Here is a 19,919-nt window from a genome sequence, read left to right on the forward strand (position 1 = left end):
AGAACCTGAACCAGAAGTACCAATAGAACCAGAGCCGGAACCAGAAGTGCCAGTAGAACCTGAGCCAGAGCCGGGGCAACCAGAACCAACAAATCCAATACTTCGACTAGCTCGACTTAACCTAGTTGAACAAAATGAATATACCGTTCCTGATCAAGAAGCTGTGAGCAGGTTTAAAACATCACAAGAATTTATGAGGAATAGTTCTAAAGAGCAACAAGGGCCAGCTGATACTAATCATGATGTTATTCCATCAGATGGGAACGAGGATATTATTGATGCTAAACAGCTCATAGATTTCATTTCTTCGGGCTTGGATAACAATACGCAAGTTTATAAAGTACTAAATACAGCGGATGCAATTTCAAATTTAAATAATCAGATGAATCTGTTGTTAGAGGGTATAGAAAAAGAAAGTAGTTTGATGAATATCGACTTTATGCGATCAGATACAGTTTCATTAGCTGAGCTGCTTTCTGATTCTAGTCATGTAGACAATATTATTGTAGTAGGGAATGAAGGGGATAAAATTATTATTCAAACTGATGCTGAAGAGGTTGCGCAAGCCAGCGATCCGTTGATATTGGAAAATCAATCAGATCTCATGTTGCAACAGCTTTTATCTGAGCAGCAACAGATTATTGGTTAAATATTTACCTGATCGATAGTTGCTAAAAAGCAGTCCTAAAACTGCTTTCTTACTAATTTTTAAGGCAACAGAATATCCAGCTCACGCAAGATATTGCATAGTTTGATCATCGGCATGCCCATCAACGTCGTCTGGTCCTGACCAATCATTTCTTCAAACAGACTAATGCCTAAGCTTTCACATTTAAAGCTGCCAGCGCAGTGCAGAGGCTGTTCAATGTCAATATAACGTTCGATTTCAGCTTGAGATAGCTTGCGGAATTTTACCTTATAATGCTCAACCAGAGTTTGCTCAAAACCGCTAGATTTCTGTTGCACGCTCAGTGCTGTACTGAAATATACAATCTTGTCTGAATTGGCCTGTAACTGGCGAATTGCTTTTTCAGCAGTTAAGGGCTTGCCAATAAAGATATCTGGTGCGCCTTCACGCCAAGCCACCTGGTCAGAGCCAATGACGATTGCATCTGGGTGTTGCTCAGCCACATGTCGGGCTTTTTCAAAAGCCAGTCGCTTGGCTAAGTCATCCGCATGATTTTCACCTTGTGGTGATTCATCGATATCCGGGACGATCGATACGTAGTCAAGACGTAAGCGATTCATCAATTCTTTACGGGTCTGGCTGGAAGAGGCCAGAATAATCTTTGCGGTATTCATTAGACAGCGTATTCTTCTAAAACATGCAGAGGGACATAGGCTAGAACTGCTTTATGGCAGGCTTGCAGCTTGATTGGTGGCGCCTGGCCTGCTTCATAAGCTTCCACCCAGCGCGTCACGCAAATACACCAGAAATCACCTGGCTGAAGCCCCGGAAAACCGACTTCTGGTAATGGTGTAATCAGATCATTACCTACTTTTTGGGAGAAATTTAAAAACTCCGAAGTCATCTGTGCACAAACTGTATGTTGGCCCAGGTCACTAGGGGAAGTGTGGCAGAAACCATTACGGAAGTAGCCGGTAATCGGGTCAAAACAGCAGCTCGCCAATGGCTCGCCCAAAACATTTAAACGGTTCAAATCTGGATCTGGATGTATCGACATGGGTACTGAATCTGATGGATGCTTTTTCTTATCATAACAAAACTTTGGCAATCGTTAGCTTTTCTGCAAAAGATGCTAACCTTTTTCTGCATAATCATTTAAAATCGCCTCGTTTTTAATATCTATAAAGAGAGCTCTAGATGAACTTTCAACGTATGACTGACCTTGACCTTGCGGGTAAGCGCGTTCTTATTCGTGAAGATTTAAACGTCCCTGTTAAAAATGGCGTGATTACTAGCGATGCGCGTTTACGTGCAGCATTGCCAACTATTAAAGCTGCCGTAGAAAAAGGTGCAGCGGTTATGGTGTATTCACACCTTGGTCGTCCAGTTGAAGGTGAGCCTAAAGCTGAACAGTCACTTGCACCTGTAGCAGCATATTTGACTGAAGCATTAGGTCAGGAAGTAAAGTTATTCACTGACTACCTGGATGGCGTTGAAGTTCAACCTGGTCAAGTGGTTTTACTTGAGAACTGCCGCTTCAACGTCGGTGAAAAGAAAAATAATCCTGAGCTTGCAGCGAAATATGCAGCACTTTGTGACGTATTTGTAATGGATGCATTTGGTACAGCACACCGTGCAGAAGCATCTACTGAAGGTGTGGCTCGTCTGGCGAAAGTGGCGGCAGCGGGTCCTTTACTTGCAGCAGAATTGGATGCTTTGGGTCGTGCGTTGAAAACTCCTGAAAAACCAATGGTGGCAATCGTTGCTGGTTCCAAGGTTTCAACTAAACTAGACGTATTGACTTCACTTTCTGATATCTGTGATCAATTGATCGTAGGTGGTGGTATCGCGAATACTTTCCTTGCAGCTGCTGGCTACAATGTAGGTAAATCACTGTGTGAAAGTGATTTGATCGACACAGCTAAAGCAATTGCAGCCAAAGTTTCTGTTCCGCTTCCAACGGACGTTGTGGTTGCTGATGCATCTGAAATCAATTTTGATGACTTCCTGGGTTCATTGGCTGCTGCTAAAGCGGTTGTGAAAAAAGTTGAAGATGTTACTGACAACGACATGATCCTTGATGTAGGTCCAGAAACTGCAAAAGCATTTGCTGAAATTTTGAAAACGTCTAAAACGATTCTTTGGAATGGTCCAGTGGGCGTATTTGAAGTCGATCAATTCGGTGAAGGCACGAAAACTCTATCGTTAGCGATTGCTGAATCGGAAGGTTTCTCGATTGCAGGTGGTGGTGACACGCTTGCTGCGATTGATAAATACAACGTTGCTGACAAAATTGGTTATATCTCGACTGGTGGCGGTGCATTCCTTGAATTTGTCGAAGGTAAAACCCTTCCTGCAGTTGCAGTACTGCTAGAACGCGCTTAATTGCATGTTTTAGCCTAAAAAAGCTGGCCAAGTGCCAGCTTTTTTATGTCATTTTTTTGACAGCGGACACTTATCATTCATGGCTTCGTCATTAAAATGCAATAAATCTGTCATAAGATGCAGACATTAAATCACCAAATGATGAGATTACGTGATGAAAAGACAGTTAACTTTAGCGGCATTATTGGCAGCATCATTGGCACTGACTGCATGTGCGAAACAGGAAAATGCCCCAGCAGCTGAAGCAGAAGCTTCGGCAGCTGTTGCGGATGAGACTGTAACGCCAGAACAGCAAGCAGCGATTGATGCAATTGATCAGCCGGTTCTAGATGAAAAAAATACCGACATTCCTGCTGAAATTGCGAATGCTCCGGCAGATGCAGCGACTGCAGACGAGTCAGTTGCAGCAACTTCGGAAGCTGTGGCACCTTAATTGGGTCAATGTGAGACAAAATCCCTGCAAATGCAGGGATTTTTTTTAAATAGTGTTATTTGTTGCTGAATTGAAACCTTTGTGCATGTAGAATATGTGGCATTCACTGGGAGGATATTATGGCTCTTATTTCATTGCGCCAGCTCTTGGATCACGCCGGCGAACATGCTTACGGCGTACCAGCATTTAACGTAAACAACTTAGAACAAATGCGTGCCATTATGTTGGCAGCAGACCAAACAAATTCACCTGTAATCGTACAGGCATCTGCGGGTGCACGTAAGTACGCAGGTGCACCGTTCTTGCGTCATCTGATTTTGGCAGCAATCGAAGAATGGCCACACATTCCAGTGGTAATGCATCAAGACCACGGTACCAGCCCTGACGTATGTCAACGTTCTATCCAGTTAGGCTTCTCATCAGTGATGATGGATGGTTCTTTGGGTGAAGACGGTAAAACACCAACTTCATATGAATACAACGTCGATGTCACTCGTCGTACGGTACAAATGGCGCATGCGTGTGGCGTTTCTGTTGAAGGGGAAATTGGTTGTCTGGGTAGCCTTGAAACAGGTATGGCGGGTGAAGAAGATGGTGTAGGCGCTGAAGGTGTACTAGATCATTCTCAGCTTTTAACTTCAGTTGAAGAAGCGCGTCAATTCGTTGCTGATACTAACGTCGATGCTTTAGCAATTGCTGTAGGTACTTCTCACGGTGCGTATAAATTCACGCGTCCACCTACAGGTGATATTCTTGCGATCGACCGCATTAAAGAAATTCACGAAGCACTGCCAAATACGCACCTTGTAATGCACGGTTCAAGCTCTGTGCCACAAGAATGGTTAGCTGTAATTAACCAGTATGGCGGCGACATCAAAGAAACATATGGTGTTCCTGTTGAGCAACTGGTTGAGGCGATCAAACACGGTGTCCGTAAAATCAACATCGACACAGACTTACGTTTAGCTTCAACTGGTGCAATGCGTCGTATGATGGCTGAAAAACCAAGTGAATTCGATCCACGTAAATTCTTTGCTGCAACCGTTGAAGCAATGAAGCAAATCTGTGTAGATCGTTACGAAGCATTTGGTACAGCAGGTAATGCTGACAAGATTCGTCCAATTTCATTGGAAAAAATGGTTTCTCGCTACTAATTGCTAGCCTGAAATCATGCTTGAAAGCCCACAAAAATCTTGTGGGCTTTTTTTGTATTAAAATAGCGTACTTAAAAATAATGATGAGCATGCAATGGAACTGATCTTTGCAGCTGCACTATGCAGCGTCATGGTCTCGATTTTACTCAAGACAGGAAGGAACAGGGGACTCAATCCCATTCATCTGATTGCCTGGAACTATGCCACAGCAAGTGTTCTTTGCTATTGCTGGTTTAAACCTGATCTGGCACATGTATCAGTCACTCATACGCCGTGGTTACTGATTTTTGCCCTAGGTATCTTGTTGCCAAGTGTATTTCTGCTGCTGGCTCGGGCTTTGCAAACAGCGGGGATCTTAAAGACAGAAATCGCCCAGCGTCTATCAGTCGTACTTTCTCTTGCAGCAGCTTATTTCATCTTTCAGGAACAGTTTAGCCAGCTGAAAATCATTGGAATCGGTCTTGGGATCACTGCGGTGATTTGTATCCTGTTATCTAATCGGAATGATACTGGCACAGGAACTCGAGGTATGCTGTATCTGGGATTAGTCTGGGGCGGATATGCACTGATTGATGTGTTACTGAAATACACCACCAGTTTGGGATTACAGTTCGCTGTGACGCTGAACCTGATGTTCATTTGTGCCTTTATTTTCTCAATGACTTATCTAGTGATTAAATATCATCATCTTGGTGATTTGAAGCATATTGGCGCCGGGCTGGTTCTAGGGGGGCTGAACTTCGCCAATATAGCGTTTTATGTTAAAGCGCATATGCTGCTAAAAGATACACCAGCGATTGTGTTTGCGGGAATGAATATTCTGGTAGTGGTGTTTGGGGTACTTGCAGGCCTGGTCTTCTTTAAAGAGCGTCTAAAGCCTGCAAGCAGTCTCGGGTTGGTGCTGGGGCTTGCCAGTGTTATCTGCTTAGCCTATGCCATGTCTGCTTGACATAGGCACTGGCATAATCTAATGGTAGGCGAATCAGGTCTTCTTTTTCAGCCAGGCCCAGAAGCATGCCAGCCTGTCGGCAGTGTGGACAATGCGGATAACGATGCTGTTCATGCTTATATTGATGTAGATAGATTTTTTCGCAGTGTTTGCATTCAAATTTCATTGGTCTGGATGGAAGAACTGACATGGATACCTCTATTGTTATTCTGAATTATAAGTGTTCTTTAGTTAAGCAAAAATTAGGCCCATAATGACAAGTAAAGGGGCTTTGCGCCCCTTTTATAGCATAAAATTCTTACAGTTTGGTGAAAACATCTTCAGCTTTCAGACGGGATTTTGGCAGCTTGGCATTGAAATCATTTTCACTGCGGTAACCCAAAGTCATAAGTACAGATGGAATCAAGCCTTGTTCATTGAGCTTCAATTCTTCAGTAAGAATGCCTTCATCAAAGCCACCAATGGGCGTTGCATCTACACCTTCGATTGCTGCAGCAATTAACATTTGACCCAGTGCAATAAAGGTCTGGTTTTCTGCCCAACGCTGAATATCACCTTTTTCATTACGGTAATATTCAACATAACCTGTACGGGTATTGCGCTGTGCTTCTTTGGCGATTTCATCTTTAAAACGGCCGAGTAAATCATCACGTTCCAGAAGATTATCTAAATGCTGCTCAGTAATGTCAGCTTTGGTGCAGAAAAGAATCGTATGCGAAGAATCCAATACTTTTGGTGCATTATAGGCATATGTACCCACCAAAGCCTTGGCAATACGTGCTTTGGCATCAGCATGGTCAGCGATAAAAAAATGCCAGGGCTGGATATTAATTGAAGAGGGAGCCAGGCGAAGAATCTCGGACAAACGATCAAACTGTTCCTGCGGAATTTTCTTGGATGGATCATAAGCCTTTGTCGTATAACGAGATTCAGAAACCTTAAGTAAATCCATAACTGGACTCCATTCGTCTTTGTTGATCTTGGATGGGGGCATACAGTAAAGTCATACTGTAAGTGAAGTGGATTATTACAATAAATTTCCTTCAGGCAAAGCATAAGTTGTGCAGATATCTACTATTTATAATGTTAGCACTTAGAGCTTTGGCTAATGATAAAAGAGCTTTTCACTATTGGCACTTTTTGCCAAGAGGCGTTTAATAAGCTTATAAGCAATAACATGTAAGCGAGCGGGCGTATGCAATACACCAATTACTTCAAAAGAAAACTCAAAACTGAACAGCAAATCGGGTTATGGGTCGGTCTGGCAGATGCTTACGGTACAGAAATTGCTGCCAATGCCGGCTATGACTGGCTGCTGATTGATGGTGAGCATGCACCTAGTGATTTAAGAACCACGTTATCGCAACTACAAAGTATTGCAGCCTATCCATCCCAGGCAGTGGTACGCCCACCCATTGGCAGTGTACAGCTCATCAAGCAGCTTCTGGATATTGGCGCGCAAAGCTTACTCATCCCCATGGTTGAAACGGTTGAACAGGCCGAGCTGATGGTAAAAGCGGTACGTTATCCACCAGAAGGGATCCGGGGTGTTGGTGCAGCGCTGGCACGTGCTACCCGCTGGAATAGTATTCCGAATTATTACCAAACCGCCCATGAAGATATCTGTCTGTTGATTCAGATTGAATCGGTAAAAGGTCTGGAAAATCTGGATGAAATTTTAAAGGTCGATGGTATTGATGGTGTTTTTATTGGTGCAGTGGATCTGTCTGCCACTATGGGGTATCAAGGCAATCCAAATCATCCTGAAGTTCAAAAAGCCGTGATTGACGCGATTCAGCGGATTCGTGCTGCTGGTAAAGCGGCCGGTATTCTGTCGACACAACATGATATTACTCAAAAATATCTCGATTTGGGAGCTGAATTTGTTGCGGTCGGCGTGGATACCAGTGTGCTGATGAATTCTTTGCGTGAACTGTTATTTAAATATAAGCAGGGTACTGAAGTGGTGAAATCTGAAGGTGGATATTAATCTGCTTTCTACATCCTGAAATGAGAAAGACAACTGTAACCAGTTGCCTATTATTTAGCTTAGATTTAGTAATTCAGTTTTTTAAGTTAGCTTCAGCAGGACCTTGATGAAACAGTTTTTCACATTATGTACCTACATAATCACCTAAAATAAAAAGCCTTGATTAATTCAGGGCTTTTTATTAGTAAAGTGTATTAGGATTTTGCATCAAATATTTTGAAAGAGTAGGTTCAATGCGATAAATTTTTTTATTACCTTCTAGCCTTCCAGTGTTGTAAATAAACTTCACCGCTTCAAGCCAAGCTACTGCTTGATCATTAGAATTTAAACTCTTTTCTTGAACTTTTCCATCCATAAATAATGACAGAATATTCTTCTCTTCATAAGATAATTTTGTCAAAGAATTGATAAATTCTTTTTGTGTTTTTGAAATTAAATCTCGTTGTTCTTTTTGACGTTTTAGAAAAACAATGAGGTCATATATCAAAAATGAGAGACTTATGAGGAATATAATTAATAAAAATGTGAAGTAGCTATTAACAAATTGACTTAGATTTGGGTCAATTTCAAGAGTAGAAACTGCAAATATTAAGGACACAAATATAAGAAATATACTATTAGCTTTTTGAAAACTGGATTTCATTTTATGTGTATGAAAAATAATAAAATTAATTGAATGATAACTGATCATTTTAATAAAGAGCAAGTGAATTTTCTTAGTCGTAATTCCGCTATATTTAGTAATACCAAGTCGTCAGCTGTATTTCTTGCTCAGGATCACCAGAAAGCTCAAGAATCTGCGCAGATTCTTCTCTCCAGTCGCCTAAGACAATCCGCTTTTTGCTATTTACATCATGAATATTGGCACGATGAGTATGACCATGAATCAGCAGATCGACATCTTGTAGTGCGGTGTTAACAGCATCTTGATTCACGTCCATAACCTCATAGCTTTTGAACTGCTGCGCTTCATGGCTTTTCTTGCGGAAACCTTGTGCCAACCGGGCACGAAAAGACAACGGCATTTTCCTTAAAAAGCCAACTAACCAGGGATGACGGATAATTTTACGGAATCTTTGATAGCTGATGTCATCGGTGCAGAGTTCGTCGCCATGTTCTATACGAATCTTTTTGCCAGCAATCGTTAAGAACTGAACATCGGGCAAGAGCTGTCCTGTGAACTGATTTAGAAAATCTTTGCCCAAAGCGAAGTCACGGTTACCGACCAGAAAATAAACCTGATTACCCGCTTTGGTGAACTGTTTTAAATGCTCAATAATTTCATCCAGCCAAGGAGCGGTATAGTCGTCACCAATCCAGGCATTAAACCAGTCACCCAGAATATAGAGTTGGGTATTCTTATCTTTATAGGCATCTAATAAATCTAAAAACCCCCGAACGAGTCGAGGGTGATCAGGTGACAAATGTAAATCGGCGATAAACAGATGGGTCACAAATCTTTTCCTTTTATTCCTCTCTAGAGCCCTCATTCATATGAGGGATTTTCCATTACACCGTTTTAAAGCATCGCTTTAAAACTCATAAAGAACGGAGAGGACGTTTTTTATTCAGAAATGATTTTTGCAGATTCGATTACAACGTTCTCTAGTGGAACGTCAGCGTGGTAGCCACGGTTACCAGTGCGAACACCTTTGATTGCGTCAACAACGTCCATGCCTTCAACAACTTTACCAAATACTGCATAACCCCAACCTTGTGCAGTTTTGCCAGTATGGTTAAGGAAAGCATTGTTTTTCACGTTAATGAAGAACTGAGCAGAAGCAGAGTGAGGTGCTTGAGTACGTGCCATTGCAATGGTACCAACGTCATTGCTCAGGCCGTTGTCAGCTTCGTTTTCAATCGCGTCACGCGTTGCTTTTTCTTTAAAGTTTTCGTCCATGCCGCCGCCTTGAATCATGAAACCATCAATAACGCGGTGGAAAATTACGCCGTCATAAAAACCGTCACGTACATATTCTAAGAAGTTTGCCACTGTTTTAGGTGCTTTTTCAGCGTTTAATTCAAGAACAATACGACCTTTATTGGTGTTTAATTCGACTTGAGGAAAACTCATTGTGTAATCTCCTGATCATGACCTTTGAAGTCATGGGTTTTTTTGAATGAGAGAAGCATAAGCAAACTGTAATCGACAAGGCAAGCAAAAATATACTTTTCTCGGATAAAATTCTGAAAATCGTATCTTATTTATGCATTGTTCCAGCAGGTAAATCCAGATAATTGCCTGCGCTTTACCAATTAACAATGACACATTTTTTTGCAAGAGTATGTTTCTTTTCTTAAACAGCGACATGCGATTATATTTATGAAAAAGCTCCGGATCATTCGTCCAAATTTGCATGCAATTACAGCAGACCTGGCCTGATCATTTTAAAATGATTGAATAGAAAACAAATGCCACAGTTAGCAGTTGAGAGATTGATCACCTAAAGTTAAACTAGGGGACTTTAGTTTATGTTTTACGGCATGTCTAAAGCCTCCCGTAACAGGACATAAAACCCTTATTTTTAACTTTAGAAGTGAATGATTGATCATGAAGCCAAATGATGTTGTTACATCTCTGCCCGAGAACCCGACCCAAAACAAGAATGCAGTCGATTCAGCGCAGCAGCAGGAACAACAACCGGGCTTAGACTTTGTGCGCCAGGTCATCACTGATGATTTAGAAGCAGGCCGTACTCAACAAGTGGTGACACGTTTCCCACCTGAGCCAAATGGTTACCTGCATATCGGACATGTAAAAGCGATCTGTCTGAACTTTGGTATTGCTCAAGAATTTAATGGTTTATGTAATCTGCGTTTTGACGATACCAACCCGGATGCTGAAGAACAAGAATATGTTGATGGTATTGCCAATGATGTGAAATGGTTAGGTTTTGAATGGAATGGTGAGCCGCGCTATGCATCGAGCTATTTTGATCAGCTTTATACCTGGGCTATTCAACTGATCGAACAGGGCGATGCCTATGTGGATTTACAGTCTCCAGAAGAAATCAAGTTAAACCGTGGTAACTTTGTAGAACCAGGTAAAAACTCGCCACAACGTGATGCCACTGTTGCTGAAAACCTAGAGCGTTTTGAGAAAATGCGCAATGGCGAGTTTGCGGAAGGTCAGGCTGTGCTTCGTGCCAAGATCGACATGGCATCTCCAAACGTGCATATGCGTGATCCGATCCTGTATCGTATCCTGCATTCTGAACATCATCAGACTGGCGACAAATGGAAAATCTACCCTATGTACGACTATGCGCATCCATTATCCGATGCCATTGAAGGTGTAACACACTCTTTATGTACACTGGAATTTCAGGATCACCGTCCATTCTATGACTGGGTGGTTGAGAAAGTTCAATCCCCAGCTGTTCCACGTCAGTATGAATCAAGCCGTCTGAATGTCGACTACACCATTACTTCTAAGCGTAAGTTGCGTAAACTGGTTGAAGGCGGATATGTGAATGGTTGGGATGACCCACGTATGCCAACTGTGGTGGGTATGCGCCGTCGTGGTTTCACCCCGGAAGGTCTGCGTGACTTCTGTAAGCGGGTAGGTGTATCTAAGGTTGATGGCAGTATCGTCGATGTAGCAATGCTGGAGTATTGCATTCGCCAGTCTCTGGAAAATGCGGCTGCACGTGGTATGGCAGTACTTAATCCACTGAAAGTGACTTTAACCAATCTGCCAGCGGATATGGATCTGACGCATTCTCGTCACCCAAATGTGGATATGGGCGAGCGTGTGATTCCATTGACCTCTGAAATTTACATTGACCGTAAAGACTTTGAAGAAGAACCACCTAAAGGCTTTAAACGTCTGATTCCTGGCGGTGAAGTGCGTCTTCGTCATGCTTATGTCATCAAATGTGATGAAGTGATTAAAGATGAAAATGGTGAAGTGGTTGAGCTGAAATGTTCAATTGATCCTGAAACTTTAGGTAAAAACCCCGAAGGCCGTAAAGTCAAAGGTGTAATTCACTGGGTATCTGCAACTAAAGGTATTCCTGCAGAAGTTCGTATCTATGACCGTCTGTTCACTGAATCTGATCCAGAAACTGGGGATGATTTCCTGGCGAACCTGAACCCTGAGTCATTGAAAGTGGTACAAGCCGTAATTGAGCCAGCACTTGCAGAGGCTAAACCGGAAGACCGCTTCCAGTTCGAACGTGAAGGTTACTTTGTAGCGGACCAATACGATCACTCAAGTGAAAAGCCAGTGTTTAACCGTATTCTGGACCTGAAAGACAGCTTTAAGCCAGGTAAATAAGTTGTTTTGGTTTGGTGACTTAAATTGTATTGATCATTTGCTGCCAAGGAAACCAATTGGCCTCGGCGGATTCAAAACAGTTTGGTTCTAATATCTTTAGATAGCCCAACTCCGGTTGGGCTATTTCTATGGAGCGTAAAACAAAAACATGATCGTCCGTGATAAAAGTAATAGTTTTAGTCTGCTGTTTGCGTGGCATGGCACCATTTTGCCTAAGGTATTACCCGCACTTATGTCAGTGATTCTGATTTCTGGGGTACTGGTTTATTTAAGCCGGGAGCACTTTTTTAGCTTGCCTGCAGTCCCTGCAATTGGCTTCACCATCTTCGGGGTAATTCTTTCGATCTTCCTGAGTTTTCGGAATACCGCCTGTTATGATCGCTGGTGGGAGGGGCGTAAGCTTTGGGGTGCATTGATCGCCACCACGCGTCACCTGAGTCGGGATACTCACATACTCGATACTGAAAACAGGGAATTGCTCTTATACCGGATGATGCTGTTTACTCATTTATTGCGCGATCGTTTGCGTCAGCAAGAGAGTAACATTGAGCATTACCAGCCTGATACTCAGTTTGATCCAATTGCTTTCAATCAGCTTAAGCAGCAGGTTAATCCTGCACAATGGGTACTGGAACAGATGCAGAAACAGTTAGTAGAATGTTATCGATCAGGGCAGATCTCCGATATTATTTATAATAACCTGAATCAGCATACGGTAGAGCTCGGAAATATTCAGGCAGGTTGCGACCGGATTCTGTCGACGCCGTTGCCATTTTCTTATTCCGTACTGTTACATCGAGCGGTGTATTCTTTCTGTTTTATTCTGCCTTTTAGTCTGGAAGCCAATTTAGGGTTATGGACGCCAGTCCTGGTGGCATTGATTGCCTATCTGTTTTTAGGCCTGGATGAGCTGAGTGCCGAGCTGGAAGAACCTTTTGGACTACAGGACAATGACCTGGCGCTTGATTCAATTGTGCGCCTGGTTGAGCGGGAAACTTTAAGCTCTATAGGACGGGAAATACCTGAACCTTTACAGTCCTGGAAAGGACATCTGAGTTAAGTTGGTTATTTTTGTCCATATTAAAAGCCCCATTTATTTGGGGCTTTTAATTAGCGTTTTTTCAGGTTGCTGAGTATGTTCCTGGAATTGTTCCTGTAGCTCACGGTATTGCTGTAAGCGTCGTTTTGCTTTGTCGCGTAATTTCTTTTTAATATATAGTGCCAATGCAAAGCAAGTGGTGGTTAATGTCAGGAACATACTGTTCATGAAGCTCATCATCGAACTGATATAACCAATGGTGGTTAGACGGTTCATCATGCGGATCACCTGCGGGCTGCTTTCCACGCCAGTAATTGCCCAGGTACATAGATGTTCACAGTTATTGATAATCAGATGATAATTATTTTCATGCATGCGTGAACGCATACGACGCACAACTTTACGGCCTTTGTATTTGGTATGTGCATATTCCTGAACTTGGATTGGTTTACCATGACTAAACTTGTCAATCGAGGTAATTTCAATCGGGTGCTTTTTAAATAAGTGCGCAAAACCGGAATAATGGATCACACGACCTCGTCCGGCATAAATACCATGATGGGTATAGCCGAAGTGTTTGACCATAAGGTGAGCACCTAAGGGAAAACGTTGAGTTTGTTGCATATGCCACTGAATGCCAATTGATGTACAAATGTTTCAAGAAACCAAGTTTAACGGGTTTTTGTGATTTTATCGATGTTTATGTCTGAAAAATCAGCGAACTGATCAGTTGTGTTAATAATGGAATGATGAAAAAAAGTAGAAAGCTTAAGATTAAAATAGCCTAAGCACTATTGAGGATCACTACTCAACCAAGACAAGAGCTAGAGCTAGAGCAGAGCAGAACATACAGATTGAATAATGCTTCTATTTAAAAGTTCCAGCCAATAAAAAAGCATTTGCTTTCACAAATGCTTTTTTAAAATAAAGCCTGACCACTACTGTAATGGCAAGTGCTGCAGTTCATTCAGTTCCTTACGGCTATAGCCGCGAGAAGCGAGAACTTTTTTGATACCGACAATCACGTCTTCATCAGTTGCTTTTGCCAATGCTTCAAGAAGCTGTTCATTTGACTTACAAGCGCAGTCATTTTCAACACAAGCAATTTGATTCTTGTGTTCATTTTGTTGTTCAGCAGTGAACAACTTTTGCCAAAAACTCATAGAGCCTTCATACATGATCTAACATAGCTTGAAATATAGCCAATTAAATAAATAAAGCAATAGGGCCTATGTGATAAAAGCAGCAAACGGTCTTCAAAATTTCCGATTGCAGCTGGTGTTTCAAACGATATTATTCAGTTGAAATAATGGAATTCATGTATAAGTCCATTATTTTAAAAACAAAAAATGGAGCTATTAGAAACTCCATTTATGTAACAAAAAAATAAATTGAAACAATATTTTTAGCGTTTTTCCAGCAGCACACCTGACTCCACATGATGGGTATATGGGAACTGATCGAACAGGGCAAATTTAGTAATTTTATGCGTCTGAGACAGCTGTTTCAGATTGTCATGCAATGTATCTGGATTGCAAGAAATATAGATGATTCGTTCAAAGCGCTGCAGTAACTTGAGTGTTTCATCATCAATACCGGCACGTGGTGGGTCGACAAAGATAGTATCAAAATCATAAGTTGAAATATCAATTTTGGCTTCTTGCAAACGACGGAACACACGTTCACCGTTATAGGCTTGGGTGAATTCTTCAGCAGACAGACGAGCCACCTGAATATTGTCGATACCGTTTTGCTGAATATTCCATTCAGCTGCATAGACTGAAGATTTCGCCAGTTCGGTCGCTAATACACGACGGAAGCGGGTAGAGAGTGGTAAGGTAAAGTTGCCATTACCACAGTAAAGCTCCAATAGGTCTTTATCAGACTGCTGTGCAGCATTGCATGCCCATTCCAGCATTTTCTGGCAGACTTGCGCATTGGGTTGAGTAAAACTGCTTTCAATTTGCTTATATTGATACTTGCGATCGAACACAGTCAATTCTTCAACAACATAGTCATCAGTTAAAATGACTTTCTGCCCACGACTACGACCAAAAATCTTAATATTGAGTTGTTCTGATATGGCCTTAGCTGCAGCTTCCCATTCAGCAGTCAGTGGGCAACGATAAACCAGTGATACCAACATTTCACCTTTTAAAGTGGCAAGAAAATGCGCTTCAAAGAGACGATTTGATAAAATAGGCTCAGCCTTAAGTGCTGCCAATAAGAGTGGCATTAAGGCATTAATACTGCGGTCGGCCACCGGAAACTCATCAATACGGATGACTTTTTTATTATTGTTCTCATCACGTTCAAACATGGCATAAAACAGGTCATCTTCAGTATGCCAGATCCGAAACTCAGCACGCATGCGATAGTACTGTTCAGGTGATTCGAATACTTCTAAAGCAGGTGGTTGATATTCGGCAAATTGCGCGCTAATGCGTTCAACTTTGGCATCCAGTTGTTGCTGATAAGATGAGGTCATATGCAGTAAAAATCGCAAATATTTTGAAAGCCAAGATGGTAGCAAAAAATTGCTGTTCTGCCTAAGACTATTCAGGGAAACAGGCCGGAAAAGCTGCTAAAAAAAAGGCCAAATCTACAAAGGGGAGAGATTTGGCTTTAAGAGGAAAGAAATTAAAATAAGTGATAAAGCTGTTTATAAGCCTGACATGGTCATCAGACTGGCATTACCACCTGCTGCTGCGGTATTAATGCTAATTGCACGTTCAATTACAAAACGTTCCACCGGAATCTCATAATTTCCGGAACTTAGATGAGTAATACCTACAATTGGACCTTGACGTGTTGCAATACGCTGCTGCAGATCAATCAGTGCAGAAGCATCACCATGATGCAGTACAGCTTCGAAATCACCAGATTCCATATCTTTAATCACTTTAATGGCCTTTACCACTTTTGCTGGCATACTTTGTAAATGTTTAAGTATAAAAGTATTGTCTGCCAGTACAGCCGGGCGACTACCCACCGATAAAATCGCCAGTAATTGCTGAATCTGATCAGCATCATTCGTTGCCAGAGATAATACACTTTCACGTGGCAAGATCATGTACTGGTTTTCTTCACCTGTTGGACCTTGTAGGCTAAAGCTGTGCCCAGTTGTGATTTTAGCCGGAGTGGTTAAGGAAATCGTTGGGAAAGTTTTATATACCCAAGCTTTAAATTCCTGTAGTAATGGATTTTCAAGCGTTGCCTGAGCAGAATTCATCGCATAAGGTTGAGCTAACTTTTTCTCGGATACCTGATGCATTAGACGGTAAATATAAAGTGGACCACCGGCTTTTGGACCAGTGCCGGATAGACCTTCACCACCAAAGGGCTGTACCCCAACGACTGCACCGACAATATTACGGTTAATATACAGGTTGCCGACATGTGCTTTCGAGATCACAGTCTGCATGGTTTCATCGATCCGGGTATGTAGTCCCATAGTCAGGCCATAACCCTTACTGTTGATCTGATCTAGCAACTGTGGCAGTTGGCCAGCTTTATAGCTAATCAAATGTAACACCGGACCAAAAACTTCACGTTCCAGATCATTCAGGTTTGGCAGTTCAATTAAAGTAGGCGGAATGAAGGTGCCTTGAGCCAGTTCAGAAGCATCCTGATTAAACATCAATTGATGGACTTTATGGCCTTTGCTGCGCATCTGATCAATATGCTTCTGAATGTTCTGCTGGGCTTCGGCATCAATGACCGGACCAATATCAGTTTTGAGCAGAACTGGATTGCCAACACGCAACTGCTGCATGGCACCTTTTAACATATGGCGTACAGTGTCCAGATTATCTTCCTGTACACACAATACACGCAGGGCGGAACAACGCTGACCAGCACTATCATAAGCAGAGTTGACCACATCCAGCACCACCTGTTCTGTCAATGCAGATGAATCCACAATCATGGCATTCTGGCCACCAGTTTCGGCAATCAGGGTCACACTTTCGCCAAACTGGTTTAACCGTTTGGCTACAGTTTTTTGCAGAATTTTCGCCACTTCGGTAGAGCCGGTAAACATGATGCCTTGAATGCGGGAGTCTTGGCTCAGCTGGGTACCAATGGTTTCACCACGGCCGGGTAATAGCTGTAATACATCCTGTGGAATGCCAGCTTCCCAGAGAATTTGTACAGCTTGGGCGGCAATCAGCGGAGTCTGCTCAGCCGGTTTGGCAATCACAGTATTACCCGCTACCAGTGCTGCAGAAATCTGGCCAGTGAAAATTGCCAGTGGGAAGTTCCAGGGGCTAATACACAGTACGGTGCCCAAAGGCTGGATATGGACATTCTCAGACAAATCTGACATCTGGCCAGCATAATAACGCAGGAAGTCAATCGCTTCACGTACTTCGGCAATGGCATTGGCATAGGTTTTACCAGCTTCACGCGATAGCAGAACCATCAGGGGCAGCAGGCGTTGCTGCATCAGCTCGGCGGCTTTATTCAGACAGGCGGCACGTTCATTCTTTGGCAGATTGGCCCAGAAATGTTGTGCATTGGCAGCTTGGATCAGGGCAATTTCTGCCTGTTCAGTCGTTGCTTCATAAACGGTACCGACGATATCCTGATGCTGGGCTGGATTGATTACGTGTACAGTATTACTTGTATCTGGCTCTGAAAAAGCTGTGCCCATTGCTGCTGCCTGGAACTGAGTTTTAGCCAGACTTGCTGCAACTTCATTTAAAACACTGAGTTCCGCGTCATTGGCTAGATCTAGTCCAGATGAATTGATACGTGTGCCATAAAGATCTTGAGGATAGGGAATATGAGGATGTTTGGCACCCAATACATTTTCTTGTTGAGCGGTCTTTATAATTGTCTGACGAGGATTTTCGATCAGATCTTCAACTTTTAAGCTCTTGTCCGCGATCCGGTTCACGAAAGAAGTATTGGCACCATTTTCCAGCAGACGGCGTACCAGATAGGCCAATAGGGTTTCATGATTGCCGACCGGGGCATAGATACGACATGGAATGCCGAGCTTACCAGCCGCTTTGTCACCGACCACATTTTCATATAGCGGTTCACCCATGCCGTGCAGGCACTGGAACTCGTATTGACCGGCATAGTAACGTTCCGGGTTGGCAAGTTGGTAAATGGTGGCCACAGTCTGTGCATTGTGAGTAGCAAATTGCGGATAGATATAATCAGGTTCTGCCAGCAGTTTACGTGCGCAGGCAATATAGGATAGGTCAGTATGTACTTTACGGGTAAACACCGGATAATCCGACATACCTTCGATCTGGGCTTTCTTGATCTCGCTATCCCAATACGCACCTTTCACCAGACGAATCATCAGGCGTTTCTGGCTGCGTTTAGCCAGATCAATGATGTAATCCACGACATAGAAGCAGCGTTTCTGGTAGGCCTGAATCACAAAACCAATGCCTTTCCAGTTATTGAGTTCAGGTTCAAAACAAAGACGTTCTAAAAGCTCTAGGGAAATTTCCAGACGCTCAGTTTCTTCGGCATCAATATTCAGGCCGATATTATAGTTTTTCGCCAGAACTGCCAGATTCAGGACTTTGCTATACAGTTCATCATTGACGCGATCCATTTGCGAGCGCTGATAACGTGGATGCAGTGCAGACAGTTTGATGGAAATACCCGGGCCGTTATAAACATCTTTATCTGTTGATGCTTGACCAATGGCATGAATTGCATTTTGATAATCCTGATAATAACGTTCTGCATCCGGATCGGTTAGTGCTGCTTCACCCAGCATGTCATAAGAATATTGGAACCCTTTTTCTTCCAGACGTTCTGCATTTTTCAGGGCTTCATCAATGGTTTCGCCAGTCACAAACTGCTCACCCATCATGCGCATCGCGACATCAACTGCTTTACGGATAATGCCACGGCCACTACGTGCCAAAAGACCGGTTAATAAACTCGACAGGCTTTTCTGCTGTGGAGTTTCCATCAGCTTTCCAGTGAGCATTAACCCCCAAGCCGCAGCATTCACAAACATCAGCTGGCTTTGACCAAGATGTTCTTTCCAGTTGCCCTGATTGATTTTGTCGCGGATCAGTAAGTCACGGGTTGCTGTATCTGGAATACGTAGTAAGGCTTCTGCCAGACACATCAAGGCAATCCCTTCCTGAGAAGACAGCGAAAATTCCTGAAGCAGTCCTTGTACGATACCGGCTTTACCGCCTGAGCCTTTACGCTCGCGCAGGGAATGTGCCAGATCAAACGCCAGGCGCTGAATTTTATCTGTCAGTTCTGAAGAAATTTCACTATGTTCCAGCAACGTTTCCACGCATTCGGATTCGGCGCGTCGCCATGCGGTATTGATGCGCTGTTCGTATTGGTTTTTATCCTTAAATTCAGCAATGTAATTCGATTGCTTCACTGCATTCGAGTGCGAATTCGGGCGTAATGTGGTGGACATAGTGACTTCCTGTACTGCGTCAATCGGTTCTTTGAGTTGAATGAGTTTTAATCTATAATCCCAAAATAATTGACGAATATCTCACTATAGTTTGTATCATTTTTAGAGAATAATTCTAATGAATAGCCCATATGTAAGCCTTGACCGAATAGATATTCGTATTCTTGATTTGCTGCAATCTGAATCGAAAATTTCCAATATCAAACTGGCAGAAATGGTGAACCTGTCGCCAACAGCAGTACTGGCACGGGTGCAGAAATTGACCAAGGAAGGATTTATTCTCGGTTATGAAGCCCGTCTGAATCCGGTCAAGCTGAATAACGGTTTTGTAGTTTTTGTCGAGATACTGCTGGATAAAACTACACCGAATGTACTAGAAGAATTTTCTGAAGCAGTGCAGCATATTCCGGATATTGTGGAATGTCATATGATCAGTGGTGGCTTTGATTTTGTAGTAAAAATCCGCTGTGCGAATATGGATGAATTCCGTAAAATTTCCGGAGATATTCTGTGGCAGTTGCCGGGCGTAAAAGAAACCCGCAGTTATCCGGTGATGGAAGTAATTAAGGAAACCCAGCAGATCAAGCTGAAAGTACCTGCCAAAGCTAAAGTATAAAATGCTGATAAAACAAAAGGGACATAAAGTC

Annotated in this window: 18 protein-coding genes and 1 pseudogene; 9 read left to right on the forward strand and 10 right to left on the reverse strand. The window is 42.7% G+C overall.

Going from position 1 to position 19,919, the window contains the following annotated elements; genetic code table 11:
- Window positions 1–649 (forward strand): annotated as a pseudogene (locus B3D47_RS10890) (cell wall protein); the annotation flags it as partial.
- 59 nt (window positions 650–708) lie between these two features.
- Here B3D47_RS10890 and B3D47_RS10895 read toward each other — a convergent pair.
- Together B3D47_RS10895 and B3D47_RS10900 are read right to left on the reverse strand one after the other, a co-directional pair.
- On the reverse strand, window positions 709–1,302 hold the full coding sequence (locus B3D47_RS10895; RefSeq protein ID WP_163166226.1) for a Maf family protein: 594 nt from the start codon (window positions 1,300–1,302) through the stop codon (window positions 709–711).
- Entirely contained in the window at window positions 1,302–1,685 is a 384-nt protein-coding gene (locus B3D47_RS10900) for a DUF2237 family protein (protein ID WP_005221773.1), read from the reverse strand. The genes B3D47_RS10895 and B3D47_RS10900 overlap by 1 nt, the downstream gene beginning before the upstream one ends.
- Window positions 1,686–1,825: 140 nt before the next feature.
- Here B3D47_RS10900 and B3D47_RS10905 point away from each other — a divergent pair, with 140 nt between their 5' ends.
- The 4 genes from B3D47_RS10905 (at window position 1,826) to B3D47_RS10920 (ending at window position 5,549) form a co-directional block, all read left to right on the forward strand.
- Window positions 1,826–3,013, forward strand: a complete 1,188-nt coding sequence (locus B3D47_RS10905; protein WP_286861999.1) for a phosphoglycerate kinase — start codon at window positions 1,826–1,828, stop codon at window positions 3,011–3,013.
- Window positions 3,014–3,167: 154 nt separating this feature from the next.
- Window positions 3,168–3,446: a hypothetical protein gene (locus B3D47_RS10910; protein WP_004894446.1), complete on the forward strand. Its 279-nt coding sequence runs from the start codon at window positions 3,168–3,170 to the stop codon at window positions 3,444–3,446.
- A 119-nt stretch (window positions 3,447–3,565) separates the two neighbouring features.
- A complete protein-coding gene (fba, locus tag B3D47_RS10915; protein ID WP_004812686.1) occupies window positions 3,566–4,600 on the forward strand; it encodes a class II fructose-bisphosphate aldolase in 1,035 nt (344 codons plus the stop codon).
- 94 nt (window positions 4,601–4,694) lie between these two features.
- Window positions 4,695–5,549: a DMT family transporter gene (locus B3D47_RS10920; protein ID WP_180184191.1), complete on the forward strand. Its 855-nt coding sequence runs from the start codon at window positions 4,695–4,697 to the stop codon at window positions 5,547–5,549.
- A gap of 298 nt (window positions 5,550–5,847) precedes the next feature.
- Here B3D47_RS10920 and nfsB read toward each other — a convergent pair whose 3' ends face one another.
- A complete protein-coding gene (nfsB, locus tag B3D47_RS10930) occupies window positions 5,848–6,501 on the reverse strand; it encodes an oxygen-insensitive NAD(P)H nitroreductase (RefSeq protein WP_286862002.1) in 654 nt (217 codons plus the stop codon).
- A gap of 243 nt (window positions 6,502–6,744) precedes the next feature.
- Between nfsB and hpaI the strand changes: the two genes are divergently transcribed.
- Window positions 6,745–7,539, forward strand: a complete 795-nt coding sequence (gene hpaI, locus B3D47_RS10935; RefSeq protein ID WP_286862004.1) for a 4-hydroxy-2-oxoheptanedioate aldolase — start codon at window positions 6,745–6,747, stop codon at window positions 7,537–7,539.
- A gap of 181 nt (window positions 7,540–7,720) precedes the next feature.
- Here hpaI and B3D47_RS10940 read toward each other — a convergent pair whose 3' ends face one another.
- The 3 genes from B3D47_RS10940 to B3D47_RS10950 all read right to left on the reverse strand — a co-directional run bounded on the left by B3D47_RS10940 (window position 7,721) and on the right by B3D47_RS10950 (window position 9,613).
- Window positions 7,721–8,230: a super-infection exclusion protein B gene (locus tag B3D47_RS10940; protein ID WP_005221785.1), complete on the reverse strand. Its 510-nt coding sequence runs from the start codon at window positions 8,228–8,230 to the stop codon at window positions 7,721–7,723.
- 46 nt (window positions 8,231–8,276) lie between these two features.
- A complete protein-coding gene (locus B3D47_RS10945; RefSeq protein ID WP_286862007.1) occupies window positions 8,277–8,993 on the reverse strand; it encodes a UDP-2,3-diacylglucosamine diphosphatase in 717 nt (238 codons plus the stop codon).
- A gap of 110 nt (window positions 8,994–9,103) precedes the next feature.
- On the reverse strand, window positions 9,104–9,613 hold the full coding sequence (locus tag B3D47_RS10950) for a peptidylprolyl isomerase (protein WP_004812701.1): 510 nt from the start codon (window positions 9,611–9,613) through the stop codon (window positions 9,104–9,106).
- A gap of 477 nt (window positions 9,614–10,090) precedes the next feature.
- Between B3D47_RS10950 and B3D47_RS10955 the strand changes: the two genes are divergently transcribed.
- Together B3D47_RS10955 and B3D47_RS10960 are read left to right on the forward strand one after the other, a co-directional pair.
- Window positions 10,091–11,818 (forward strand): glutamine--tRNA ligase/YqeY domain fusion protein, encoded by a 1,728-nt coding sequence (locus B3D47_RS10955; RefSeq protein WP_286862009.1) that lies wholly within the window; start codon window positions 10,091–10,093, stop codon window positions 11,816–11,818.
- Between the two features lie 148 nt (window positions 11,819–11,966).
- Window positions 11,967–12,878 (forward strand): bestrophin family protein, encoded by a 912-nt coding sequence (locus tag B3D47_RS10960; protein WP_008305256.1) that lies wholly within the window; start codon window positions 11,967–11,969, stop codon window positions 12,876–12,878.
- A gap of 33 nt (window positions 12,879–12,911) precedes the next feature.
- On the opposite strand, the gene B3D47_RS10965 is transcribed toward B3D47_RS10960, so the two are convergent.
- The 4 genes from B3D47_RS10965 to putA all read right to left on the reverse strand — a co-directional run bounded on the left by B3D47_RS10965 (window position 12,912) and on the right by putA (window position 19,272).
- Window positions 12,912–13,481 (reverse strand): lecithin retinol acyltransferase family protein, encoded by a 570-nt coding sequence (locus B3D47_RS10965; protein WP_004812708.1) that lies wholly within the window; start codon window positions 13,479–13,481, stop codon window positions 12,912–12,914.
- A gap of 314 nt (window positions 13,482–13,795) precedes the next feature.
- On the reverse strand, window positions 13,796–14,020 hold the full coding sequence (locus B3D47_RS10970; RefSeq protein WP_008305254.1) for a hypothetical protein: 225 nt from the start codon (window positions 14,018–14,020) through the stop codon (window positions 13,796–13,798).
- Window positions 14,021–14,262: 242 nt separating this feature from the next.
- Window positions 14,263–15,345: a tRNA (uridine(54)-C5)-methyltransferase TrmA gene (gene trmA, locus B3D47_RS10975; protein ID WP_286862011.1), complete on the reverse strand. Its 1,083-nt coding sequence runs from the start codon at window positions 15,343–15,345 to the stop codon at window positions 14,263–14,265.
- A gap of 174 nt (window positions 15,346–15,519) precedes the next feature.
- The gene (putA, locus tag B3D47_RS10980; RefSeq protein WP_286862012.1) at window positions 15,520–19,272 is read right to left on the reverse strand and encodes a trifunctional transcriptional regulator/proline dehydrogenase/L-glutamate gamma-semialdehyde dehydrogenase; all 3,753 of its coding nucleotides are present in this window, start codon (window positions 19,270–19,272) and stop codon (window positions 15,520–15,522) included.
- A gap of 118 nt (window positions 19,273–19,390) precedes the next feature.
- Between putA and B3D47_RS10985 the strand changes: the two genes are divergently transcribed.
- Window positions 19,391–19,888 carry an Lrp/AsnC ligand binding domain-containing protein gene (locus tag B3D47_RS10985; RefSeq protein WP_004812716.1) on the forward strand — a complete coding sequence of 166 codons (498 nt, stop codon included), beginning with the start codon at window positions 19,391–19,393 and terminating at the stop codon, window positions 19,886–19,888.
- The last annotated feature ends 31 nt before the right edge of the window (window positions 19,889–19,919 follow it).

It is taken from the genome of Acinetobacter sp. UBA3461, assembly GCF_002381195.1.
Taxonomy (GTDB): Bacteria; Pseudomonadota; Gammaproteobacteria; order Pseudomonadales; family Moraxellaceae; genus Acinetobacter; species Acinetobacter schindleri.

Bases quoted from the DNA above. Each gene is read 5' to 3' on its own strand.
- trmA (WP_286862011.1), bottom strand. From the start codon at position 15,345: ATGACCTCATCTTATCAGCAACAACTGGATGCCAAAGTTGAACGCATT.
- putA (WP_286862012.1), bottom strand. From the start codon at position 19,272: ATGTCCACCACATTACGCCCGAATTCGCACTCGAATGCAGTGAAGCAA.
- B3D47_RS10940 (WP_005221785.1), bottom strand. From the start codon at position 8,230: ATGATCAGTTATCATTCAATTAATTTTATTATTTTTCATACACATAAA.
- B3D47_RS10920 (WP_180184191.1), top strand. From the start codon at position 4,695: ATGGAACTGATCTTTGCAGCTGCACTATGCAGCGTCATGGTCTCGATT.
- nfsB (WP_286862002.1), bottom strand. From the start codon at position 6,501: ATGGATTTACTTAAGGTTTCTGAATCTCGTTATACGACAAAGGCTTAT.
- B3D47_RS10955 (WP_286862009.1), top strand. From the start codon at position 10,091: ATGAAGCCAAATGATGTTGTTACATCTCTGCCCGAGAACCCGACCCAA.
- B3D47_RS10960 (WP_008305256.1), top strand. From the start codon at position 11,967: ATGATCGTCCGTGATAAAAGTAATAGTTTTAGTCTGCTGTTTGCGTGG.
- B3D47_RS10950 (WP_004812701.1), bottom strand. From the start codon at position 9,613: ATGAGTTTTCCTCAAGTCGAATTAAACACCAATAAAGGTCGTATTGTT.
- B3D47_RS10970 (WP_008305254.1), bottom strand. From the start codon at position 14,020: ATGAGTTTTTGGCAAAAGTTGTTCACTGCTGAACAACAAAATGAACAC.
- B3D47_RS10895 (WP_163166226.1), bottom strand. From the start codon at position 1,302: ATGAATACCGCAAAGATTATTCTGGCCTCTTCCAGCCAGACCCGTAAA.
- fba (WP_004812686.1), top strand. From the start codon at position 3,566: ATGGCTCTTATTTCATTGCGCCAGCTCTTGGATCACGCCGGCGAACAT.
- B3D47_RS10965 (WP_004812708.1), bottom strand. From the start codon at position 13,481: ATGCAACAAACTCAACGTTTTCCCTTAGGTGCTCACCTTATGGTCAAA.
- B3D47_RS10985 (WP_004812716.1), top strand. From the start codon at position 19,391: ATGAATAGCCCATATGTAAGCCTTGACCGAATAGATATTCGTATTCTT.
- B3D47_RS10905 (WP_286861999.1), top strand. From the start codon at position 1,826: ATGAACTTTCAACGTATGACTGACCTTGACCTTGCGGGTAAGCGCGTT.
- B3D47_RS10900 (WP_005221773.1), bottom strand. From the start codon at position 1,685: ATGTCGATACATCCAGATCCAGATTTGAACCGTTTAAATGTTTTGGGC.
- B3D47_RS10910 (WP_004894446.1), top strand. From the start codon at position 3,168: ATGAAAAGACAGTTAACTTTAGCGGCATTATTGGCAGCATCATTGGCA.
- hpaI (WP_286862004.1), top strand. From the start codon at position 6,745: ATGCAATACACCAATTACTTCAAAAGAAAACTCAAAACTGAACAGCAA.